This window comes from Pseudomonadota bacterium (assembly GCA_011049115.1).
Lineage (GTDB): Bacteria > Desulfobacterota > Anaeroferrophillalia > Anaeroferrophillales > Tharpellaceae > DSCM01.
Genome location: DSCM01000117.1, coordinates 12,918 through 30,507 on the forward strand (window position 1 = coordinate 12,918; position 17,590 = coordinate 30,507).

Genomic DNA, 17,590 nt, shown 5'->3' on the forward strand with positions numbered 1-17,590 from the left:
AAGAAAAAGTAATGGAAGCGGAATATAATCCTCGAGTATTGGAAAAAAAATGGCAGGATCGTTGGCGGGCGGATAGAATCTTTGCCGCCGGTCGTCAGGAAGGCGAGAAATATTACTTGCTTGAAATGTTTCCCTATCCTTCCGGCAAGATCCATATGGGACATGTGCGTAATTATTCGATCGGGGATGTGATGGCCCGTTTTCAGCGGATGCGGGGACGCGATGTCCTGCATCCCATGGGTTGGGATGCCTTCGGCATGCCGGCTGAAAATGCCGCGATCGCCCACAAGGTTCATCCCGTCGCCTGGACGCGGCGCAATATTGAAGAAATGCGGGCCCAGTTGCAACGCCTGGGCTTTAGTTATGACTGGGAGCGGGAGCTGGCGACCTGCGATCCTTCCTATTATCGCTGGGAACAGCTTTTCTTTCTCCAGATGCTGGAAAGAGATCTGGTTTATAAAAAAGAAGCCAAGGTGAATTGGTGTGCCGAGTGTCAGACCGTTCTGGCCAATGAGCAGGTTGAAAACGGTTGCTGCTGGCGTTGTGGTCGAGAGACCGAGACCAAGGATTTAAGCCAGTGGTTTTTTCGGATTACCGCTTACGCCGAAGAGCTGCTGGCCGGTTGTGATGAACTGCAGGGGGGCTGGCCGGAACGGGTCATCACCATGCAGAAGAACTGGATCGGCAAAAGTGTCGGAGCGGAGATCGACTTCGCGGTGGAGGGACGCGCGGATTGTCGCATCAAGGTTTTTACCACCAGACAGGACACTCTGTTTGGTGCGACCTTCATGAGTCTGGCCCCTGATCATCCGTTGGCGATTGAACTTGCCGCAGGTACCGGCCAGGAAGCGGCGGTGGCCGCTTTTATCGAAAAAATGCGCTGTCTTGAGCAGAATGAGCGCGACCCCGGCGCGCTGGAGAAAGAAGGGGTTTTTACCGGCAGTTACTGTCTTAATCCGCTGACCGGGCGGCGCATGCCGATCTATCTGGCTAACTTTGTACTCTCCGGTTACGGTACCGGCGCGGTGATGGCGGTGCCGGCTCATGATCAGCGCGATTTTGAGTTTGCCAGAATGTATGATCTGCCAATTATGGTCGTGATTCAACCTGACGGTCCGCCCCTGGTGCCCGAAGAAATGACCGAGGCCTATACCGGGGAAGGACGGCTGGTTAATTCGGGGTCTTTTGACGGTTGTGAAAATCTTCAGGCCCTTGATCTGATCGCCGTCTATCTGGCGGAGCAGGGCATCGGCAAAAAAGCTGTGACTTATCGTTTGCGGGACTGGGGGGTTTCACGGCAGCGTTACTGGGGAGCACCGATTCCGGTTATTTACTGTGAAAAATGCGGAATTGTTCCGGTGCCCATAGCCGATCTGCCCGTGACCCTACCCGAGAATGTCGATCTCTGTGGCAGCGGGGGTTCCCCGCTGGGCCGGGTGGATAGCTTTGTCAATACTACTTGTCCTCGTTGCGGGGGTCCGGCTCGTCGTGAGACTGACACGATGGATACCTTTGTTGAGTCTTCCTGGTATTATATGCGCTATGCCTGCGCTACTTATGATGATGCGCCACTGCAGCGGGAGGCCGTCAAAAAATGGCTGCCGGTCGATCATTATGTCGGCGGCATCGAGCACGCGATTCTGCATTTACTGTATTCACGTTTCTTTACCCGGGTCCTGCGGGATTTGGGATATATCGATTTCTCGGAACCCTTTACCCGGCTTCTGACCCAGGGCATGGTCATAAAAGATGGAGCCAAGATGTCGAAATCAAAAGGTAATGTGGTTGATCCCAATGCCTTGATTGCAAAGTATGGAGCGGATACGGCCCGAATGTTCAGTCTGTTCGCATCACCTCCCGAGCTGGATCTGGAATGGAATGATCAGGGCGTTGAAGGTGCCTATCGTTTTCTGAGCCGACTCTGGCGCTTGGTTTATACCCTGCTTCCGGCATTAGGCGGGGTGGCCGCCTTTGCCGGGGAGATGGTAGATGTGCCGCAGGATTATGTTGCCCTGCGGCGCAAGACGCATCAGACGATTGCCCGGGTGCGCTCCGATATCGAGGAGCGACTGCATTTTAACACGGCGATCAGCGCGATCATGGAATTGGTCAACGAATTGAAAGGTTATACGCCCGAGGCGGCGCAAAACGACCGGGTGCTGGCGGCTTTGTTGCGGGAGGCGCTGGAAACCGTGGTTCTGCTGCTTTCACCCATTGTTCCACATATCTGTGAGGAACTTTGGCTGGAGCTCGGCCATCAGGGTGGTTTGAGCTATGTCCCGGTGCCGCAGGTCGATGCGGCGGCGCTGCTGGAGGACCGTGTTCTGGTGGTTGTTCAGATCAACGGCAAGGTCAGGGAGCGGTTGATGGTGGCTCGGGATCTGGCGGAGGATGAGGTAAGCAACCTGGCCTTGGCCAGCGAACGGGTGCGGAAGTATGTCGACGGCAAACCTCCGCGCAAGGTGGTCGTGGTTCCCAATAAGCTGGTTAATATTGTTGTTTGATTTTACGCTGGAGATCCTGGTGACGGCTCGAAGAAGTTTAGTCCTTGGTGTACTGCTGGTGATGCTGCTGGGCTGCGGCTGCGGTTATCGTTTGCGCGGCAGCGGCAGTTTGGGGGCAGGGCTGACGACGATTGCAATAGTCCCCTTTGCCAATGAAACCTACGAGAACCACCTGGAAAGCTATCTGTATGATGCCTTGGTTGACGAGTTTTCCCGCAGCCGAAATCTGCAACTGGTTTCGGTCAAAAACGCCGATGTTCTGGTCAAGGGCTGTATCAAGGCGGTTGAAAACTATGCCATTTCTTATTCGCCAGATGACAAAACCTATGAATACCGGGTCCTGCTGAGACTTGATGCCGAGGTCGCTGAGACTCGTGGTGGCGAAATTCTCTGGCGCCGGACGGGAATGCATGAGGTTGAGGAATATAAGACCAGTAACGAGCCGTTGACGGTTGATCGGCGAAAACAGGCGGCTTTGCAGCAGCTTTGCCGGATTCTGGCGGAGAATATTCACGATGGACTGTTTACCGATTTCTGATGACGCCAAGATGTTTGTGTGTTTATGTTGAAGACCCTGGATGAGGCTTTTTCCCGGGCGCTTACCGATACTTCTTTTTGGGGTTGCCTTCTTTATGGCAGCGAAAATTATCCCCACGCCTATCTCAGTCATGGCCTGAAAACCCTGGCCGACCGCGGACAGGTATTGGAAATCTTCGATTGTTCCCAGCTTTCTCTGCCGGATTTTCGCTTGACTTGCGCGACCCCTTCCTTTTTTGCCGCCAGTAAAATCGTTCACCTTTACAATCTCGATCAATTCGCGAAAAATGATTTAGAAAAACTGCTTGAGTGGATAGAGCGTGAAGCTCCAAGAAGCCCGGTGCGGGCTCTTTTCCTGAGCAGTTTTAAGCTCGATGGACGATCTTTTTTGGTCTCACGACTGAAGAAGAAAGATTTTTTCATTGTCAAAAGTGATAAAATGAAGCCGGCTGAAGTACGCCAGCGCTTGCTGCAGAGGTTGCAGGAACATGAAATTGCGATTGACGGCAAGGTTCTGGATGAGCTGGTGCTGTTGCATGATGCGAATCTGCCGATGCTTGAATCAGAGCTTGAAAAAATGGAGCTTTATGTCGGCCCCGGCGGCCGGATTGATCGGCGTACTGCCGACCTGCTTGGAGTAGACAGTGGGGGAGGCAATATTTTTGCCTTTTGTGATGCTGTCTGTGAAGGACAACTGCCCCGGTCCCTGGAAATTCTTGAAGCCCTGCTTCGCGCCCGGACAGAGCCTTTGCTGATATTGGCGATGCTGGCTCGCCAATATCGCCTTCTGGGGCGCGCTGCGTCTCCGGAACTGCAGCGCCTGACTTCGTCCAAGCTGGCTGAAGCCTTGAAAATTCATCCTTATGTGGCGGGTAAGCTGTTGACGCAGGTGAAAAGAATGAAACCGATGGTCTACGCTCCAGCCTTTAAAATTATGCTAGAGGTTGATCGGGCTTTAAAAAGATCTCTGCTTCCTTCCAGGCTTATCCTCGAGGATATGGTTTTGCAACTGGTACGGGTTGCGACGGCAAAATGAAAATTCCTGATTACGAAACCTGTTGCTGTTTGCTGCGGCGTTATGCTGTCCCAGAGCATATCATTGCGCACAGTCGGCAGGTTGCGCTAGTCAGCCTCTGTCTGGAAGAAGGGCTGGCACTCAGAGGGGTCAGGTTTGCGCCAAATCTGCTCATGAGCGCGGCCCTGTTGCATGATATTGCCAAGATGGAGTCAATTGAAATGGGGCGGGATCATGCCTGCCTTGGAGCTGAGTGGCTGAAGGCGGAAGCTTGTCCTGAAATAGCTGAAATTATAATTAATCACGTCTATCTGAAAACAGATTTGGCCGGGCCGATTGTGGCCCGGGAGATAATTTACTATGCCGATAAACGGGTGCGGCATGTCGAGATTGTCTCGGTTGCCGAAAGGTTGGCGGACTTGCGCGAGCGTTATGGTTGCGATTCCTCTGCAATGGGAAGATTGGACGAACTTGAGGCCCTGACCCTGGCGGTCGAAAAAAAAATTTTTCAAAGACTGGATTTCACTCCCGGTGAAGTCGGATTTCTTTGTCGGGAGAAAAAAATATTGACATAAACAGCCGAAGGCAATATACAGGTCGTTCAGCCCCCGCGACCCAGGCTTGAATGTGGCGTGCTAGTTGCGTCAATTTGTGAACCAACCCCGCATGGGATATAAGTATATAATATTACAGAGGAAGAAGGGATTTAGATGGAAATCAAGGTGATCGACAATGATGTCGAAAAGGCAATTAAAATCCTCAAAAACAAACTTAATAAGTCAGGTTTGTTCCGGGAGCTGAAAAAGAGACGGCATTATGAAAAGCCGAGCGTCAAGAAGAAAAAGAAACATGCCGAGGCCCTGAAGCGACAGGCCAAGAAAAGACGTTTCGGAATGCGCTGATAAATTTAAGCTTGCTCTGATCTTAAAGCCCCGGGTTGTCGTCGAAGACAGTCCGGGGCTTTTTTACTTTTTCAGTTTATTATTTGACCGTTTGATTGACGATCCGGTTGTTTTCATCAACCAAGATATTGCGTGGCTTGAAAGTCGCAGCTTCTTTGGCGTCAAGAAGTGCATAGGCGGCGATGATTAGCATATCACCTTTGCGGGCCAGCCGGGCTGCGGCGCCGTTTATGCATATCTCCCCGGAGTCGTAATCACCCTCGATGACATAAGTCGTAAAACGGGCCCCGTTGGTCAAATTGTAAATCTGAACCTGTTCATAAGGGAGAATGCCGGAGGTCTCAAGCAGGGTTCTGTCAATGGTAATACTGCCTTCGTAGGCGAGATTGGCATCGGTGACCGTGGCCCGATGCAGTTTTCCTTTAAACATGTTAAGTAGCATGGCGTTCATCCTTGGATTTGGGTCAGTTATTCAGTTGCAGGTTGTCAATCAAGCGGGTTTCGCCGAGACGGATTGCGATCAGTAGGACGGAGGGCCCGGTGATCTGGCCGTTGATTTCGTTTAAATTGTCGACGCGGCAGAGCTTTATGTATTCGATTGCAAAGGTGACGCTAAGGTTCTTCTCAAGTTTCCGGCGAACGGCGGAAAGGAGTTCGTCGCTGTAACGCCGACCCTGTTCGTATAGTTGACGGGCATGAGTCAGAGCCTGGTAGATCAAGGGAGCCTCCCGGCGCAGCTCCGGAGCCAGGTAGGCATTACGGGAACTCATGGCCAGACCATCCGCTTCACGGACAATCGGAACCCCGACGATGGTTACCGGAAAATTGAGGTCCATAACCATGCGCCTGATAACCACCAGTTGCTGAAAGTCTTTTTCACCGAAGAAGGCGAGGTCCGGCAAGGTCAGGTTGAAAAGTTTTGCGACGACCGTGGTTACCCCTTGAAAATGTCCCGGGCGTCCGGCTCCGCAAAGGCCCTGGCTGAGCTGGTTAACCGCGACCGAAGTCTGAAAATCCTTCGGGTAGAGTTCTGCATCGTTCGGAGTGAAAACAAAATCTACTCCAACGCTATGGCATTTTGCCAGGTCGCCGACCAGATCGCGGGGATAACGCTCAAGATCTTCATGGGGGCCAAACTGGATCGGGTTGACGAAGATTGAGACGATGACCTGGTCGGCCCTTTGGCGGGCTTTCCGCATCAGGGAAAGATGACCTTCGTGGAGATAACCCATGGTTGGTATCAGAGCTATCCGCTGTCCCGCACGGCGACCACTCAGGGCAATCCGCTGAATCTCTTGGGGATCGCTTATCTGTTGCATGGTCTTAACTGAAAGAGTGTTCAGCTTCGGGGAAGCTTCCATTTTTGACTTCCTCGCTATATTTTTGCATGGCTTTTCTGGTTTCCGTACCGAGATCGGCGTATGGTTTGACAAATGATGGGCGAAAACGGTCGAACAAGGTCAACATGTCGTGGAGAACCAGAACTTGGCCGTCACAACCAGGACCGGCTCCGATGCCGATCGTGGGAATTTCCAGGCTCCGGCTGATCTCGGTGGCGATACCTGTGGGTACGCATTCAATCACCAGAGCGAAAGCCCCGGCGGCGGCCACGGCCTGCGCGTCTTCCAGAAGTCGTTCCCTCTCCCGTTGGACTTTGAAACCTCCAAGTTGATTGACGGCCTGGGGGGTCAGACCAATGTGACCACACACCGGAACGCCTATGTCAACCAGTGACCTGATGGTTTTCTCCATGCTGACTCCGCCTTCCAGCTTAACCGCTCCGGCACCGGTCTCCTTCATGATTCTGCCGGCCTGCAGGCGGGCATCCGCACGACTTACTTGATAACTCATGAAGGGAAGGTCAATGATGACCAGTGCCCGTTCCGTGCCGCGCACCACGGCTTTGCCATGGTAAATCATGTCCTCGACGGTTACCGGGAGGGTGTTTTTGTGCCCGGCCACCACGACTCCCAGAGAGTCTCCCACCAAGATGCAGTCGATGCCGCTTTGGTCAAGCAGTCGGGCAAAAGGATAGTCGTAGCCGGTGACCATGGTGATTTTTTCACCCTGTTTTTTCATCTCGGCTAAAATGGTAGTGGTTACAGGTTTTGTCATTGAGTCGTTTCCCCTGATAGAAAGTAAAAATAAAAACCCGGCTCTAAGCGAATAGAGACGGGCCTAGATCGCATTGCCTGCATCTGTTTTGCACGCTTTTGCGATAACGTAACATGGCCAGCCGTCTCAGTCTTCTTCTCTTTGGGTGAAGATCCAAGCGGTGTCACAGGCCGACATCGGCCTGACGGGCTGAGATATCAGTAAGTTCAGTTTATTGGCAGAGGGTTCCGAGCCATTCAACTACCCGTTCGTCACTGAGACGGCTGGTGTTGATCACAACATCGTAAAGTTTTGGGTCTTTCCAGTCTTCATTGAAATAGAATTTGATGTATTCGCGACTTTTCTTGTCCATTGCCTCAATTTGTTTTTGGGCTTGACTGTTACTGAGGTCCGGATTTTCAACCTGAAGCCGGGCTATCCGGTCCGCCATTGCCGCAATGATCCTGATGTTGATGACTCCGGCTTGCTCCTTGAGGATGCATTGGCCGCCGCGACCGGCGATTATGACGTTGGCCTGTTGGCCCAGAGCCGAAATCACCTTGCAGATCATCTCCCGGTAAATGTCGCTGTCAATCCAACCCTGAGTGTCGAATGAGTAGGGAATCTTGTCGCGGTCGTCGTAGGAGGTTTCAAGCTCCTCGGTTTCTGCTTCGGAATGTTGATGGTTCTTTTTAAAGATGTCTAAATCGATAATCCGGGAAAGATAGGCCCGGATATTGATGTGGTCTTCTTCCTCGAAGTCCAGAACCTCTTGGTGCGACACCTTGGCATGGTCGGCAACCTGCTGGACGATCTCTTTGTCGATATATTCATACCCGAGTTTTCTGGCCAACGCCTTGGCTATCTCCAGCCCTCCTGAAGCATACTCTTTGGAAATTGTGATAACCGACATCAGTTTCTCCTTGTGCAGGACAGAATCACCCAGTCGAAGATTAGGGAATGTTTCTTTGGTTTTGATTGCCTGTTGCGCTACTAGGCAGCGCCTTCATAAACAATTTTTTCGACCATGTCAAACGAAAATAGCGGGCAGGACAGATAGATTGTCGATTGTACGACAGGCCGCCGGACGGTGCTTACTTTTGCCCGGGACTGGATTTCGCGGACGCGGTTTTTTGGTGGACAGACCGGCAATGAATTGCTATATCCGCCTGAGCCTTTTGTCAACGGTGTGGTTTGGTTGTGAAAGATAAAGCCTGGTGGGCTTTTCTTGGCCGATATCATGATGCTTTGCGCCCGCCAGTTTATAGTTGTAACCTGGACTTATTTTTTCGGGATGACCTTATGTTTATAGAGACCCTGATGACGAAATTTCTTCGTCACATTAACCACAGCTATCTGACCTTTGCCGATTTTAAGCCGGAGAGGTTGCCGCAGGGTCGCCCTCAGAAAGAATATCTTCTGTATGTTCATATTCCTTTTTGTGAAGAACTCTGTCCTTATTGTTCCTTTAATCGTTTTAAATTCAATGCCGACCTGGCCCGGCGCTATTTTGTCGCGTTGCGCCGGGAAATCATACTTTATGGTAAACGCAATTTTAATTGTACCGGAGTTTACGTCGGGGGCGGTACCCCGACGGTGCTGCCTGAAGAATTGGCTGAGACCTTAAATCTGATTCAGGGGCTGTTTCCTGTGCGGGAAATCTCGGTGGAGACCAACCCGAATCATTTGACCGATGAGATTGTCGGGGTCCTAAGTAAGGCCGGAGTCAATCGTCTTTCCGTCGGGGTGCAGAGTTTCGACGATAATCTGCTCAAGGCGATGGAGCGTTATCATAAGTATGGCGGCGGGGCTGAGATAGAAGCCCGGATCAAGCAGTATCTTGGGGTTTTCTCCACGCTTAATGTTGATATGATTTTTAATTTTCCTTCGCAGGTTATGGCCTCGCTGCAGCGTGATCTGGAGATCATCAAGAATATACCGGCGGACCAGGTGACCTTTTATCCGTTAATGGTTTCTACGGCTACCGAGAAGGTGATCAGCCGGACTTTGGGGCAGGTTGATTATCGAAGGGAAAAGCTCTATTACGAGGAGATTTTCCGCAGCCTGGAAAATGATTACCGGCCCGGCTCAGCTTGGTGTTTTTCCCGCAAGGAGGCTATGATTGATGAGTACATTGTTGATTATGATGAATATCTCGGGGTGGGCAGCGGCTCTTTCAGCTATGTCAATGGAGTCATCACGGCGAATACCTTTTCGGTAGGGAACTATTGCGAAAAGCTGGAAAAGGATAGGACCGCGGTTGCCTTTGCCAAAGAGTTTACCCTGCTTGAGCGGATGCGTTACGATTTTATGATTAAATTGTTTGGGACCCGTCTTGATCTGGCCGGAATTCGGCGGCGCTACGGCAGCCTGTTTCAGGAGCAGCTCTGGAAAGAACTGGCTCTTTTCAAGGCTCTCGGGGCTTTGCGGGTCGACGGCGACCATCTTTTCCTGACCCGTAAAGGCTATTATTACTGGGTCATCATGATGCGCGAATTTTTTATCGGGGTTAATAATTTTCGTGATATTTGCCGGGAAGGGGTCAAAGAGGAAGGCTAGATAAGCTTATGACGGAAAACTCTGATCTGCAGTCCCGTCTGGCCCACTTGCCGGCGGTGGATGAGCTTTTGCATGAAGCCGAGAGGCGCGGCTTGTTGCCCCGGTTTCCGCGAGGCCTGTTACTCGATGAATTGCGCTCGCGCCTGGCCGTAGCCAGAGAACGGATGGTCAAAGAGAATCTCGGCGTCGCCGAGGTTTGGCGGCAGACCGAAGTTTGGGTGGCGGTTGCATCGGCTCTGACGGAATTTATGGCGCCGGCTTTAAAACCGGTGATCAATGCGACCGGGGTGGTTATTCATACCAATCTCGGCCGTTCACCGTTACCGGAATGCGCCGTGGCTCAGATTGCCGCCGTGGCCCGGGGCTATTCCAATCTTGAATATGACCTGAATAGTGGTCGTCGCAGCCTTCGTTATGTTAATGTCGAGGGCCTCCTGTGCCGACTCAGCGGTGCGGAAGCGGCTATGGTGGTCAATAATAATGCCGGAGCCGTGCTGTTGGTCCTTGCGGCCTTGGCCGCCGGGCGCGAGGTGGTGGTTTCCCGGGGCGAACTGGTAGAAATCGGAGGGGCTTTTCGAATCCCGGAAGTCGTGGTTCAGGGAGGGGCGATCCTGCGTGAGGTTGGAGCCACCAACCGCACGCATCTGCGTGATTATGAAGCGGCGCTCAATGAAAATACGGCTCTTCTCCTCAAGGTTCATACCAGTAATTATCGCCTGCTGGGGTTTACCGGCCAGCCGACAATTCAGGAGCTGGTCGGACTGGGACGACAGCATGACATTCCCGTGGTCGAGGATCTGGGCAGTGGTAACCTGATCGATCTCAAAGCTTACGGTTTGCCGGGAGAACCCACTTTGGCCGAGGTCATGAAAAGCGGGGTCGATCTTGCGACTTTCAGCGGCGACAAACTGTTGGGTGGTCCCCAGGCCGGGATTGTGGTCGGGCGGCGTAAGCTGGTCGAGAAGCTGAAAAAACATCCTTTGAATCGGGCTCTGCGTATCGACAAGATGACCTTGGCCGGGCTTGAGGCGGTCCTTAAATGCTATCTCGAGCCGGCGACTTTGCGTGAACAGGTTCCAACTCTGCGAATGTTGACTGACTCTCCGATTCAACTCAAGAAAAAATCCCAGCGGCTCAAGCGGGTGGTCCGGAGGGTTTGCGAAAATGACGCGCGCCTGCGGCTTGAGGTTAGGGCCAGCACTTCCCGGGCCGGGGGTGGGGCTTTGCCGATGGTTGACCTGCCGGGTTTTTCCCTCTTTTGCCAGTTGTCCGGTAAAAATCCGCTTTCGCTGGAGAAATATCTGCGGGCTCGGACCTTGCCGGTGATTACTAGAATCGTTGATGACTGGCTGGTGTTTGATCCGCGGACCATTGACGAGAGCGAGTTTCCCGAGGTCGGCCGGGCCCTGCAAGAGCTTCTGCTGTTATCCGGAGAAACCGTTGTCTAGGTGGTCGAGGTACGGTTTTTTTCTGTTTCTGGCCTGGACTTGTCTGGGCCTGGTGGTGCCTGAAGCCGGGGCCGGAGTCGGTGGCGCAGGTCTGGCCGAGATTCGGGTGGGGCGAGCCAATGTGCGCAAGGCCCCGGATCGGAACAGCCCCAAGCTGTTTTCCTTGAATCGTAAAACTCGAGTGACCGTACTGGAAGAGCGCGATAAATGGGTGCTGATCAAAGCCGGCAAGGATGAACTTCGAGGCTGGATTTTTAAGTCGCTGGTAAACTTCATCAAACCGGCGCTGGTTGAACCGGAAATAGAGTTTTTTGGCAATGAGCTTGAGGCGGAACAGGAGCTTTTTTTCAGTGTGTGGTTGAACTGGTTGCGCCGGCAGCTGGCGGCGCCGGAAAAGCGGCATCTGGAGCTGATGGTTTCCCGACTGGCGGCATCGGTTTCAGAAGCGTCGGACAAAGCAAGGTCAGCCGGTTTTCAGGATGAATGGTTGCTGGTTTTACGACTGCCTTTTAACCGGGAGTTTTACCAGGCTCAAAAAGGCTCTGATCTCGGGCCCGGAACTCTCGATTTGCTGCCTTATCTGGGTTATCTTGAAGTTATGCTCAAAGGTTGCGACCTCCTGCGGATGGAAATGCAGCGGCAACCGCAGGTCTGGTCGACAGGGGACCTTCAAACCGATAAGGTCGTGCGGGCCGTGATTTTTTTGCAAGCCGAGAATGGCGATCAGGTGGGTTTGAGCGGCTCAAAAAAATCAGGTTTTACGGTTTTCGACCCTTATCTTATTATGGAAATGCATGGTTTCTCCAGATTTGTTATCGCTGCCGCCTTGCCGGATCAGGTCGCCGAATTCAATCAGTTTGTCCTGCCTTCGGCCCAGCTGCCGAACGGCAATCGCGCCGCTGCGGCCCTGGCGTATGATTTTTTTGGCTGTTCAGACTGAAACCGGTTTAAATTCGGCTTTTTGTGACGACGTCCAGTTTAAACTTGACAGCTGTCGGCCTCTTTCACTATAGAAAGCTGCTTTTGTTCCCTTTGGTACTTGCTCAGGGAGCTAGCCGGATCTGGGAGACCCGCGGGATCGCGGGTTTATCGAGAAGCTTGTTTTTCAGTTTAGCGGCCGTGGCCGTGGAATTTTCATTCAATAGTTTTGTTGGTAGCGACAGGAGTTCAGTTTATGCAAAAACAATATCTTCTGGCACCGGGACCGACCCCGGTGCCGCCCAGGGTTTTACAGGCCATGTCTTTGCCCATAATTCATCATCGGGCCCCGGTTTTCAAGGAAATCTTTGAAGAGGTCAGAGCAGGCCTGAAACATCTTTTTCAAACGAAAGAGGAGGTCCTGGTTCTGGCTTCTTCCGGTACCGGGGCCATGGAAGGCGCGATTGTCAATCTGTTTTCTCCCGGAGATAAGGTGATCGCCGTGCGCGCCGGTAAATTTGGCGAGCGCTGGTCTGAGCTTGGTAAAACCTACGGCCTGCAAGTCATAGATCTTGATGTGGAGTGGGGCCAGGCCCTGCAGGTCAGGGTGCTCGCTGATCTGCTGGCAAGGGAAGTTGACGTCAAAGCCGTGCTTCTGCAGGCCAGTGAAACCTCGACCGGGGTTATGCACCCGGTCAAGGAAGTCGCCGATCTGCTGCGTGAACGGGAGGACACCCTGTTGGTCGTGGACGCGATTACCGGCTTGGGAGTTTTCCCTCTGCCGATGGATGAGTGGGGTCTGGATGTGGTCGTTACCGGTTCCCAGAAAGCCCTGATGCTGCCTCCGGGATTGGCTTTTGCCGCGCTCAGCGCCAAAGCCTGGAAATTTAATCAACGTTCGACCCTGCCCCGCTATTATTTCGATTTTGCCAAGGAGCTTAAGAATTCCGTTAAAGGGCAGAACGCCTACACTCCGGCGGTTTCATTGATTGTCGGTCTGCGGGAAGTTCTGGTGATGATTAAGGAAGAGGGCTTGGACCAGGTGTTTAAGCGTCATGCCCGCCTTGCGGAAGCAACCCGGGCCGGCGTGATGGCTTTGGGGCTTGAACTTTTTGCCCCGTCGGCGCCATCCAACGCCGTTACTGCGGTTTGTGCTCCGCATGGGATTGATGGCCAGGATGTGGTTAAGGTGCTGCGCGCCAATGGCGTGACCATCGCTGGGGGGCAAGATCATGCTAAGGGCAAAATCTTTCGCCTGGCTCATCTGGGCTATGCGGCGGATTTTGATGTGCTGATCGGTCTGGCGGCTCTTGAGATGGCGCTGGTTTCCTTAGGTTACGATCTGGCCGGTCGCAGTGCCGTCCGCGCGGCCCAGGAAGTCTTGCAGAAGAAATAGTTTTTATTTTGATGTAATGGCTAATTGGTGCGGCGGGTTAAAGGTGGCGAGCAGATTCAAGTTCGCCTTGGGCGGCAGCCGCATTCCTTAATGAATGGTTACAGGGGTCTGAATTGAGTAAATATAAAGTCTTAGTCAGTGATAAGATGTCGGCTAAAGCAATCGAGGTGTTTGCCGCATTCGAAGATATTAAAGTTGATGTCAGAGTCGGGATGAAGCCCGAGGAGTTGCTTGCCGTGATCGGCGGCTATGATGGATTGGCCATCCGGAGTGCAACCAAGGTGACGGCCGAGGTGCTCGCTCGTGCCGACCGTCTTAAGGTTGTTGGCCGGGCCGGAATCGGGGTCGATAATGTCGATGTCGAAGCGGCCACGGTTAGGGGTATTGTGGTTATGAACACTCCTAAAGGCAACACCATAACCACGGCTGAACATACGATTTCAATGATGTTGGCCTTAAGTCGCAATATTCCGCAGGCGACCTTTTCGATGAAGTCCGGGAACTGGGAAAAAAACCGTTTTATGGGCAAGGAGCTTTTCAATAAGGTGCTGGGCGTGGTTGGGCTTGGCAATATCGGTTCCATTGTCGCGGACCGGGCGCAGGGACTGAAAATGAAGGTCATCGCTTTTGATCCGTTTATTTCGGAAGAAAAAGCGGCTAACCTGGATATCGAACTGGTTTCCCTGGAGGATCTTTTCCGGCGGGCTGATTATATCTCGGTCCACACCCCGATGACCAAGGATACCCGGCACATGATCAACCGGGAAAGCTTCGCCCTGATGAAGGACAGTGTCAGAATCATCAACTGTGCCCGGGGCGGCATCATTAAAGAAGATGATCTTTACGAGGCTCTGCGCGATGGTCGGGTCGGGGGCGCGGCCTTCGATGTTTTTGAAGAGGAGCCTCCGGCGGCTGATCATCCGCTGTTTAGTCTGGAAAATTTTATCTGCACGCCTCATCTGGGAGCTTCCACAGATGAAGCCCAGGTTAACGTCGCGGTCGCCGTGGCCGAACAGATTGCCGAATACCTTTGTCAGGGGACTATTGTCAATGCCCTGAATGTCCCCAGTGTCAGCGCCGAAGTTCTGAAGGTTACCGGCCCTTATCTTAATCTGGCGGAAAAAATGGGTCGTTTTCATACTCAGCTCTGCAGTGGCGACAAGTGCGGCTTGAGTGAAGTACGGATCGAATATAAAGGCAAGGTCACCGAACATGACACGCAACCGATTACCACGGCCCTGCTCAAGGGTTTACTGACCCCGATGGTCGGAGATCTGGTTAATTTTGTCAACGCTCCTTCTCTGGCCCGGGAGCGGGGGATTACGCTGGTCGAGGTCAAGACCGAAGAGGCCGGTAACTTTTCGAGTATGATTTCTTTGATCGGGCAGAATAATGGCAATCAGCATCTGATTTCCGGAGCGCTTTTCGGCAAAACCGAGCCTCGGATTGTCAAGGTCGATCAGTTTGAACTTGAAGCGATTCCTGAAGGCCATCTGTTGGTTATCTACGCTTATGACAAGCCCGGCGTGATCGGTGCGATTGGTTCTTATCTGGGTGAGAACGGCATCAATATCGGCCGCATGCAATTTGGTCGTGAATGTGTCGGAGGAATGTCATTGTCGATGGTTCAGATTGATGGGCCCATTGCAGACGCGGTGGTCAGCGGTTTGGCAATGTTGCCCAATATTGTTTCGGTAAGGGAAATTTATCTCTAAATTCAAGGTACGATAGTCTCGGAAGAAAAGCGGCATCCGAAGGCAGCACAGTTCTTGATAATTATGGTGATGGGTTTTTACCTACCTTGTAAAGGGTGTGCACTGCTTTTCAAGGATTGTTTTTTTGTGAGTGCATCAAGGATTTAACTATGGCGAATGTTGTGCTCATCGGGACCCAGTGGGGTGATGAGGGTAAAGGGAAAATAGTCGATTTGCTGACTCGCTGGGCTAAGGTGGTAGTGCGTTTTCAGGGGGGTAACAACGCGGGGCATACGTTGGTGATTGACGGTTGGAAGTATGCTCTGCACCTGATCCCTTCGGGAATTATGCGTCCCGGTAAAACCTGTGTGATCGGCAGCGGAGTGGTCATTGACCTGAAAATTCTACTGGAAGAAATCAGGTTGCTGAGAGCCCAGAGCGGGCGCGATATTCTGGACCAGCTGGTTTTGAGTGATGAAGCGCATCTTATTCTGGAAAGCCATCGTCGTTTGGATCAGGCTCGCGAACTTTGGCGGGGGGAGGCAAAAATCGGCACCACTGGTCGCGGTATCGGGCCGGCGTACGAAAGCAAAATGGCGCGTTGGGGTTTGCGGCTGGGGGATTTACTGGCTCCGGAAGAGGTTTTGCGTCGGCGTCTGGGGACCTTGTTGGCTCAGCATAATCGGCTTTTGACCGAGATCCATGGGGAAGAGCCGATTGCTCTGGAAGAGGTCTACGCCGAGCTGGTAGCCGCCGCCGGAATTCTGGCTCCGGCTATCAAAAAGGTTCCCTATGTCATGGCGGACTGCCTGAAGAGGGAAGAGCCTATATTGTTCGAAGGAGCCCAGGGCAGCTTGCTGGACATTGATCATGGAACTTACCCCTTTGTGACTTCTTCTTCAACCCTAGCGGCTAATGCCTGTGCTTCGGCCGGGATCGGAACCAAGGTTATTGATGAAGTGGTCGGGGTTGTCAAGGCTTATACGACTCGGGTCGGCAGTGGACCGTTTCCGGTTGAACTCGAGGATCGGATCGGTGAGCATCTGCGCAGTCAGGGTGGAGAGTTCGGCACGACCACCGGTCGGCCGCGGCGTTGCGGCTGGCTTGATCTGGTAGCCCTGCGTTATGCTGTGCTTCTGAACGGTCTGGGCAGCTTTGCCTTGACTAAGCTTGACGTGCTTTCCGGTCTCGACACGGTCAAGGTTTGCACGGCTTATCGTTTGCGCGGTGAGATTATTGACTATTTCCCCTCTTCGTTGGAAGATCTGGTTTTGTGCGAACCGGTGCTGACCGAGATGCAGGGCTGGCGGGAGGATCTCAGCGACATCCTTGAGTATGATAAACTTCCGGAAAATGCACAAAATTATATATCCTATATTGAAGAACAGTTGGGCATTCCGGCCATGCTGATTTCTGTCGGTCCGGATCGGGAACAGACCATTCTGCGGCTGAATCCTTTTACCGCATGAAAACTGTCAGTCGGACCAACCGGGTTTAAAAAAAACCGGTTTTTTATTTAGGCTTTGATGATGTTTAAGCGAGCGTTGGAAGACGGGCATAATCGCCGGGTCAGCTATGTTCGGATCTCGGTTACTGATCGCTGCAATCTGCGCTGTCGCTATTGTACAGCTCCGGCTTTTTTCGATCGTCAACCTCTGGAGATTCTCAGTTATGAAGAGATCGTCAAGGTCGCTGAAGTCCTGGTTGGCATGGGAATCGACAAGATCAGGCTGACCGGAGGAGAGCCGCTGGTGCGCCGTCATCTTGATAAGCTGATTGCCCGGCTGGCCGGAATCTACGGCATCAACGATATCAGCCTGACCACCAACGGCGTACTTCTCGGGAAACTGGCGCGACCGCTCTGGCAGTCAGGCCTGCGACGGGTTAATATCAGTCTTGACAGCTTGCGGCGGCAGCGCTTCCTGGAGATCACCGGGCGGGATTATTTTAATCAGGTGCGAGGCGGCATCGAGGCTGCACTGGAGGTCGGATTTTCTCCCGTCAAAATCAATGTCGTGGTCATGCGCGGGGTTAATGATGATGAACTTGCGGATTTTGCCGAATTAACCATGCATCGGCCTTTGCAGGTCAGGTTCATCGAATATATGCCGATCGGGTCATCTTCCGAATGGCGGGAAAACAAGGTGGTGACGGGAGCCCGAATTCTCGAGCGGATCAGCCGGGATTATGGTCCTCCGGAAGAAGTGCCGGCTGAATTGGGTGGGCCGGCCCGGCTTTATCGCCTCTCCGGGAGTCAGGGGCGAATTGGGGTGATTACCCCGCTGAGTAATCATTTTTGTGCTGCCTGTAACCGCATTCGAATCACGGCTGATGGCCGCCTGCGACCCTGTCTGCTTTCCGACAATGAATATGATTTGAAAAAGGTTCTGCGCTCGGGTGGGGATGAGGCGGCTATTGCCGCTCTTTTTCGCCAAGCGGTGGCGTCTAAATTGGCGGAACATGCCCTGGCCTGTAATGCCGAGCGCAAATGTACTCGACTGATGTCGACAATCGGTGGCTGAT

At 52.8% G+C, this 17,590-nt stretch carries 16 protein-coding genes; 12 read left to right on the forward strand and 4 right to left on the reverse strand.

Features of this window, described 5'->3' with window-relative positions; all coding sequences use genetic code 11:
• The first annotated feature begins 11 nt into the window (after positions 1 to 11).
• The 5 genes from ENN66_10425 (at position 12) to rpsU (ending at position 4,958) form a co-directional block, all read left to right on the forward strand.
• Complete coding sequence (locus ENN66_10425; protein ID HDS16995.1) at positions 12 to 2,504, forward strand: leucine--tRNA ligase; 2,493 nt, start codon at positions 12 to 14, stop codon at positions 2,502 to 2,504.
• A complete protein-coding gene (locus ENN66_10430; GenBank protein ID HDS16996.1) occupies positions 2,437 to 3,042 on the forward strand; it encodes a hypothetical protein in 606 nt (201 codons plus the stop codon). The genes ENN66_10425 and ENN66_10430 overlap by 68 nt, the downstream gene beginning before the upstream one ends.
• 24 nt (positions 3,043 to 3,066) lie before the next feature.
• On the forward strand, positions 3,067 to 4,077 hold the full coding sequence (gene holA / locus ENN66_10435) for a DNA polymerase III subunit delta (GenBank protein ID HDS16997.1): 1,011 nt from the start codon (positions 3,067 to 3,069) through the stop codon (positions 4,075 to 4,077).
• Positions 4,074 to 4,631 (forward strand): HDIG domain-containing protein, encoded by a 558-nt coding sequence (locus ENN66_10440; protein HDS16998.1) that lies wholly within the window; start codon positions 4,074 to 4,076, stop codon positions 4,629 to 4,631. Before holA ends, ENN66_10440 begins: the two co-directional genes overlap by 4 nt.
• Positions 4,632 to 4,766: 135 nt before the next feature.
• The gene (rpsU, locus tag ENN66_10445; protein HDS16999.1) at positions 4,767 to 4,958 is read left to right on the forward strand and encodes a 30S ribosomal protein S21; all 192 of its coding nucleotides are present in this window, start codon (positions 4,767 to 4,769) and stop codon (positions 4,956 to 4,958) included.
• Positions 4,959 to 5,037: 79 nt separating this feature from the next.
• Here the strand turns inward: rpsU and ENN66_10450 are convergent, their stop codons facing one another.
• From ENN66_10450 to ENN66_10465, 4 genes are all read right to left on the reverse strand, one after another.
• On the reverse strand, positions 5,038 to 5,400 hold the full coding sequence (locus ENN66_10450; GenBank protein ID HDS17000.1) for an aspartate 1-decarboxylase: 363 nt from the start codon (positions 5,398 to 5,400) through the stop codon (positions 5,038 to 5,040).
• Positions 5,401 to 5,422: 22 nt separating this feature from the next.
• Positions 5,423 to 6,277, reverse strand: coding sequence for a pantoate--beta-alanine ligase (locus ENN66_10455; protein HDS17001.1), 855 nt, complete (start codon positions 6,275 to 6,277; stop codon positions 5,423 to 5,425).
• A gap of 4 nt (positions 6,278 to 6,281) precedes the next feature.
• Positions 6,282 to 7,073 (reverse strand): 3-methyl-2-oxobutanoate hydroxymethyltransferase, encoded by a 792-nt coding sequence (panB, locus tag ENN66_10460; protein ID HDS17002.1) that lies wholly within the window; start codon positions 7,071 to 7,073, stop codon positions 6,282 to 6,284.
• 211 nt (positions 7,074 to 7,284) lie between these two features.
• Positions 7,285 to 7,965 carry a cytidylate kinase-like family protein gene (locus tag ENN66_10465; GenBank protein HDS17003.1) on the reverse strand — a complete coding sequence of 227 codons (681 nt, stop codon included), beginning with the start codon at positions 7,963 to 7,965 and terminating at the stop codon, positions 7,285 to 7,287.
• Between the two features lie 389 nt (positions 7,966 to 8,354).
• On the opposite strand from ENN66_10465, the gene ENN66_10470 reads away from it, so the two are divergent.
• The 7 genes from ENN66_10470 to moaA all read left to right on the forward strand — a co-directional run bounded on the left by ENN66_10470 (position 8,355) and on the right by moaA (position 17,589).
• Positions 8,355 to 9,611, forward strand: a complete 1,257-nt coding sequence (locus ENN66_10470; GenBank protein ID HDS17004.1) for a coproporphyrinogen III oxidase family protein — start codon at positions 8,355 to 8,357, stop codon at positions 9,609 to 9,611.
• A gap of 8 nt (positions 9,612 to 9,619) precedes the next feature.
• Entirely contained in the window at positions 9,620 to 11,059 is a 1,440-nt protein-coding gene (locus ENN66_10475) for an L-seryl-tRNA(Sec) selenium transferase (protein ID HDS17005.1), read from the forward strand.
• Positions 10,953 to 11,999 (forward strand): SH3 domain-containing protein, encoded by a 1,047-nt coding sequence (locus ENN66_10480; protein ID HDS17006.1) that lies wholly within the window; start codon positions 10,953 to 10,955, stop codon positions 11,997 to 11,999. The genes ENN66_10475 and ENN66_10480 overlap by 107 nt, the downstream gene beginning before the upstream one ends.
• Before the next feature lie 234 nt (positions 12,000 to 12,233).
• The gene (locus ENN66_10485) at positions 12,234 to 13,373 is read left to right on the forward strand and encodes an alanine--glyoxylate aminotransferase family protein (protein HDS17007.1); all 1,140 of its coding nucleotides are present in this window, start codon (positions 12,234 to 12,236) and stop codon (positions 13,371 to 13,373) included.
• 146 nt (positions 13,374 to 13,519) lie between these two features.
• Positions 13,520 to 15,088 carry a phosphoglycerate dehydrogenase gene (locus tag ENN66_10490; GenBank protein HDS17008.1) on the forward strand — a complete coding sequence of 523 codons (1,569 nt, stop codon included), beginning with the start codon at positions 13,520 to 13,522 and terminating at the stop codon, positions 15,086 to 15,088.
• A 149-nt stretch (positions 15,089 to 15,237) separates the two neighbouring features.
• Positions 15,238 to 16,536, forward strand: coding sequence for an adenylosuccinate synthase (locus ENN66_10495; GenBank protein HDS17009.1), 1,299 nt, complete (start codon positions 15,238 to 15,240; stop codon positions 16,534 to 16,536).
• A 75-nt stretch (positions 16,537 to 16,611) separates the two neighbouring features.
• Positions 16,612 to 17,589, forward strand: coding sequence for a GTP 3',8-cyclase MoaA (gene moaA / locus ENN66_10500; protein ID HDS17010.1), 978 nt, complete (start codon positions 16,612 to 16,614; stop codon positions 17,587 to 17,589).
• Position 17,590 lies beyond the last annotated feature (1 nt).

Excerpts from the sequence above, each read along its gene's own strand:
- rpsU (HDS16999.1), top strand. The coding sequence starts at position 4,767 with ATGGAAATCAAGGTGATCGACAATGATGTCGAAAAGGCAATTAAAATC.
- ENN66_10425 (HDS16995.1), top strand. The coding sequence starts at position 12 with ATGGAAGCGGAATATAATCCTCGAGTATTGGAAAAAAAATGGCAGGAT.
- ENN66_10490 (HDS17008.1), top strand. The coding sequence starts at position 13,520 with ATGTCGGCTAAAGCAATCGAGGTGTTTGCCGCATTCGAAGATATTAAA.
- ENN66_10465 (HDS17003.1), bottom strand. The coding sequence starts at position 7,965 with ATGTCGGTTATCACAATTTCCAAAGAGTATGCTTCAGGAGGGCTGGAG.
- panB (HDS17002.1), bottom strand. The coding sequence starts at position 7,073 with ATGACAAAACCTGTAACCACTACCATTTTAGCCGAGATGAAAAAACAG.
- ENN66_10450 (HDS17000.1), bottom strand. The coding sequence starts at position 5,400 with ATGCTACTTAACATGTTTAAAGGAAAACTGCATCGGGCCACGGTCACC.
- ENN66_10455 (HDS17001.1), bottom strand. The coding sequence starts at position 6,277 with ATGCAACAGATAAGCGATCCCCAAGAGATTCAGCGGATTGCCCTGAGT.
- holA (HDS16997.1), top strand. The coding sequence starts at position 3,067 with ATGTTGAAGACCCTGGATGAGGCTTTTTCCCGGGCGCTTACCGATACT.
- ENN66_10480 (HDS17006.1), top strand. The coding sequence starts at position 10,953 with ATGACTGGCTGGTGTTTGATCCGCGGACCATTGACGAGAGCGAGTTTC.
- ENN66_10430 (HDS16996.1), top strand. The coding sequence starts at position 2,437 with ATGTCGACGGCAAACCTCCGCGCAAGGTGGTCGTGGTTCCCAATAAGC.
- ENN66_10475 (HDS17005.1), top strand. The coding sequence starts at position 9,620 with ATGACGGAAAACTCTGATCTGCAGTCCCGTCTGGCCCACTTGCCGGCG.
- ENN66_10440 (HDS16998.1), top strand. The coding sequence starts at position 4,074 with ATGAAAATTCCTGATTACGAAACCTGTTGCTGTTTGCTGCGGCGTTAT.
- ENN66_10485 (HDS17007.1), top strand. The coding sequence starts at position 12,234 with ATGCAAAAACAATATCTTCTGGCACCGGGACCGACCCCGGTGCCGCCC.
- ENN66_10495 (HDS17009.1), top strand. The coding sequence starts at position 15,238 with ATGGCGAATGTTGTGCTCATCGGGACCCAGTGGGGTGATGAGGGTAAA.
- ENN66_10470 (HDS17004.1), top strand. The coding sequence starts at position 8,355 with ATGTTTATAGAGACCCTGATGACGAAATTTCTTCGTCACATTAACCAC.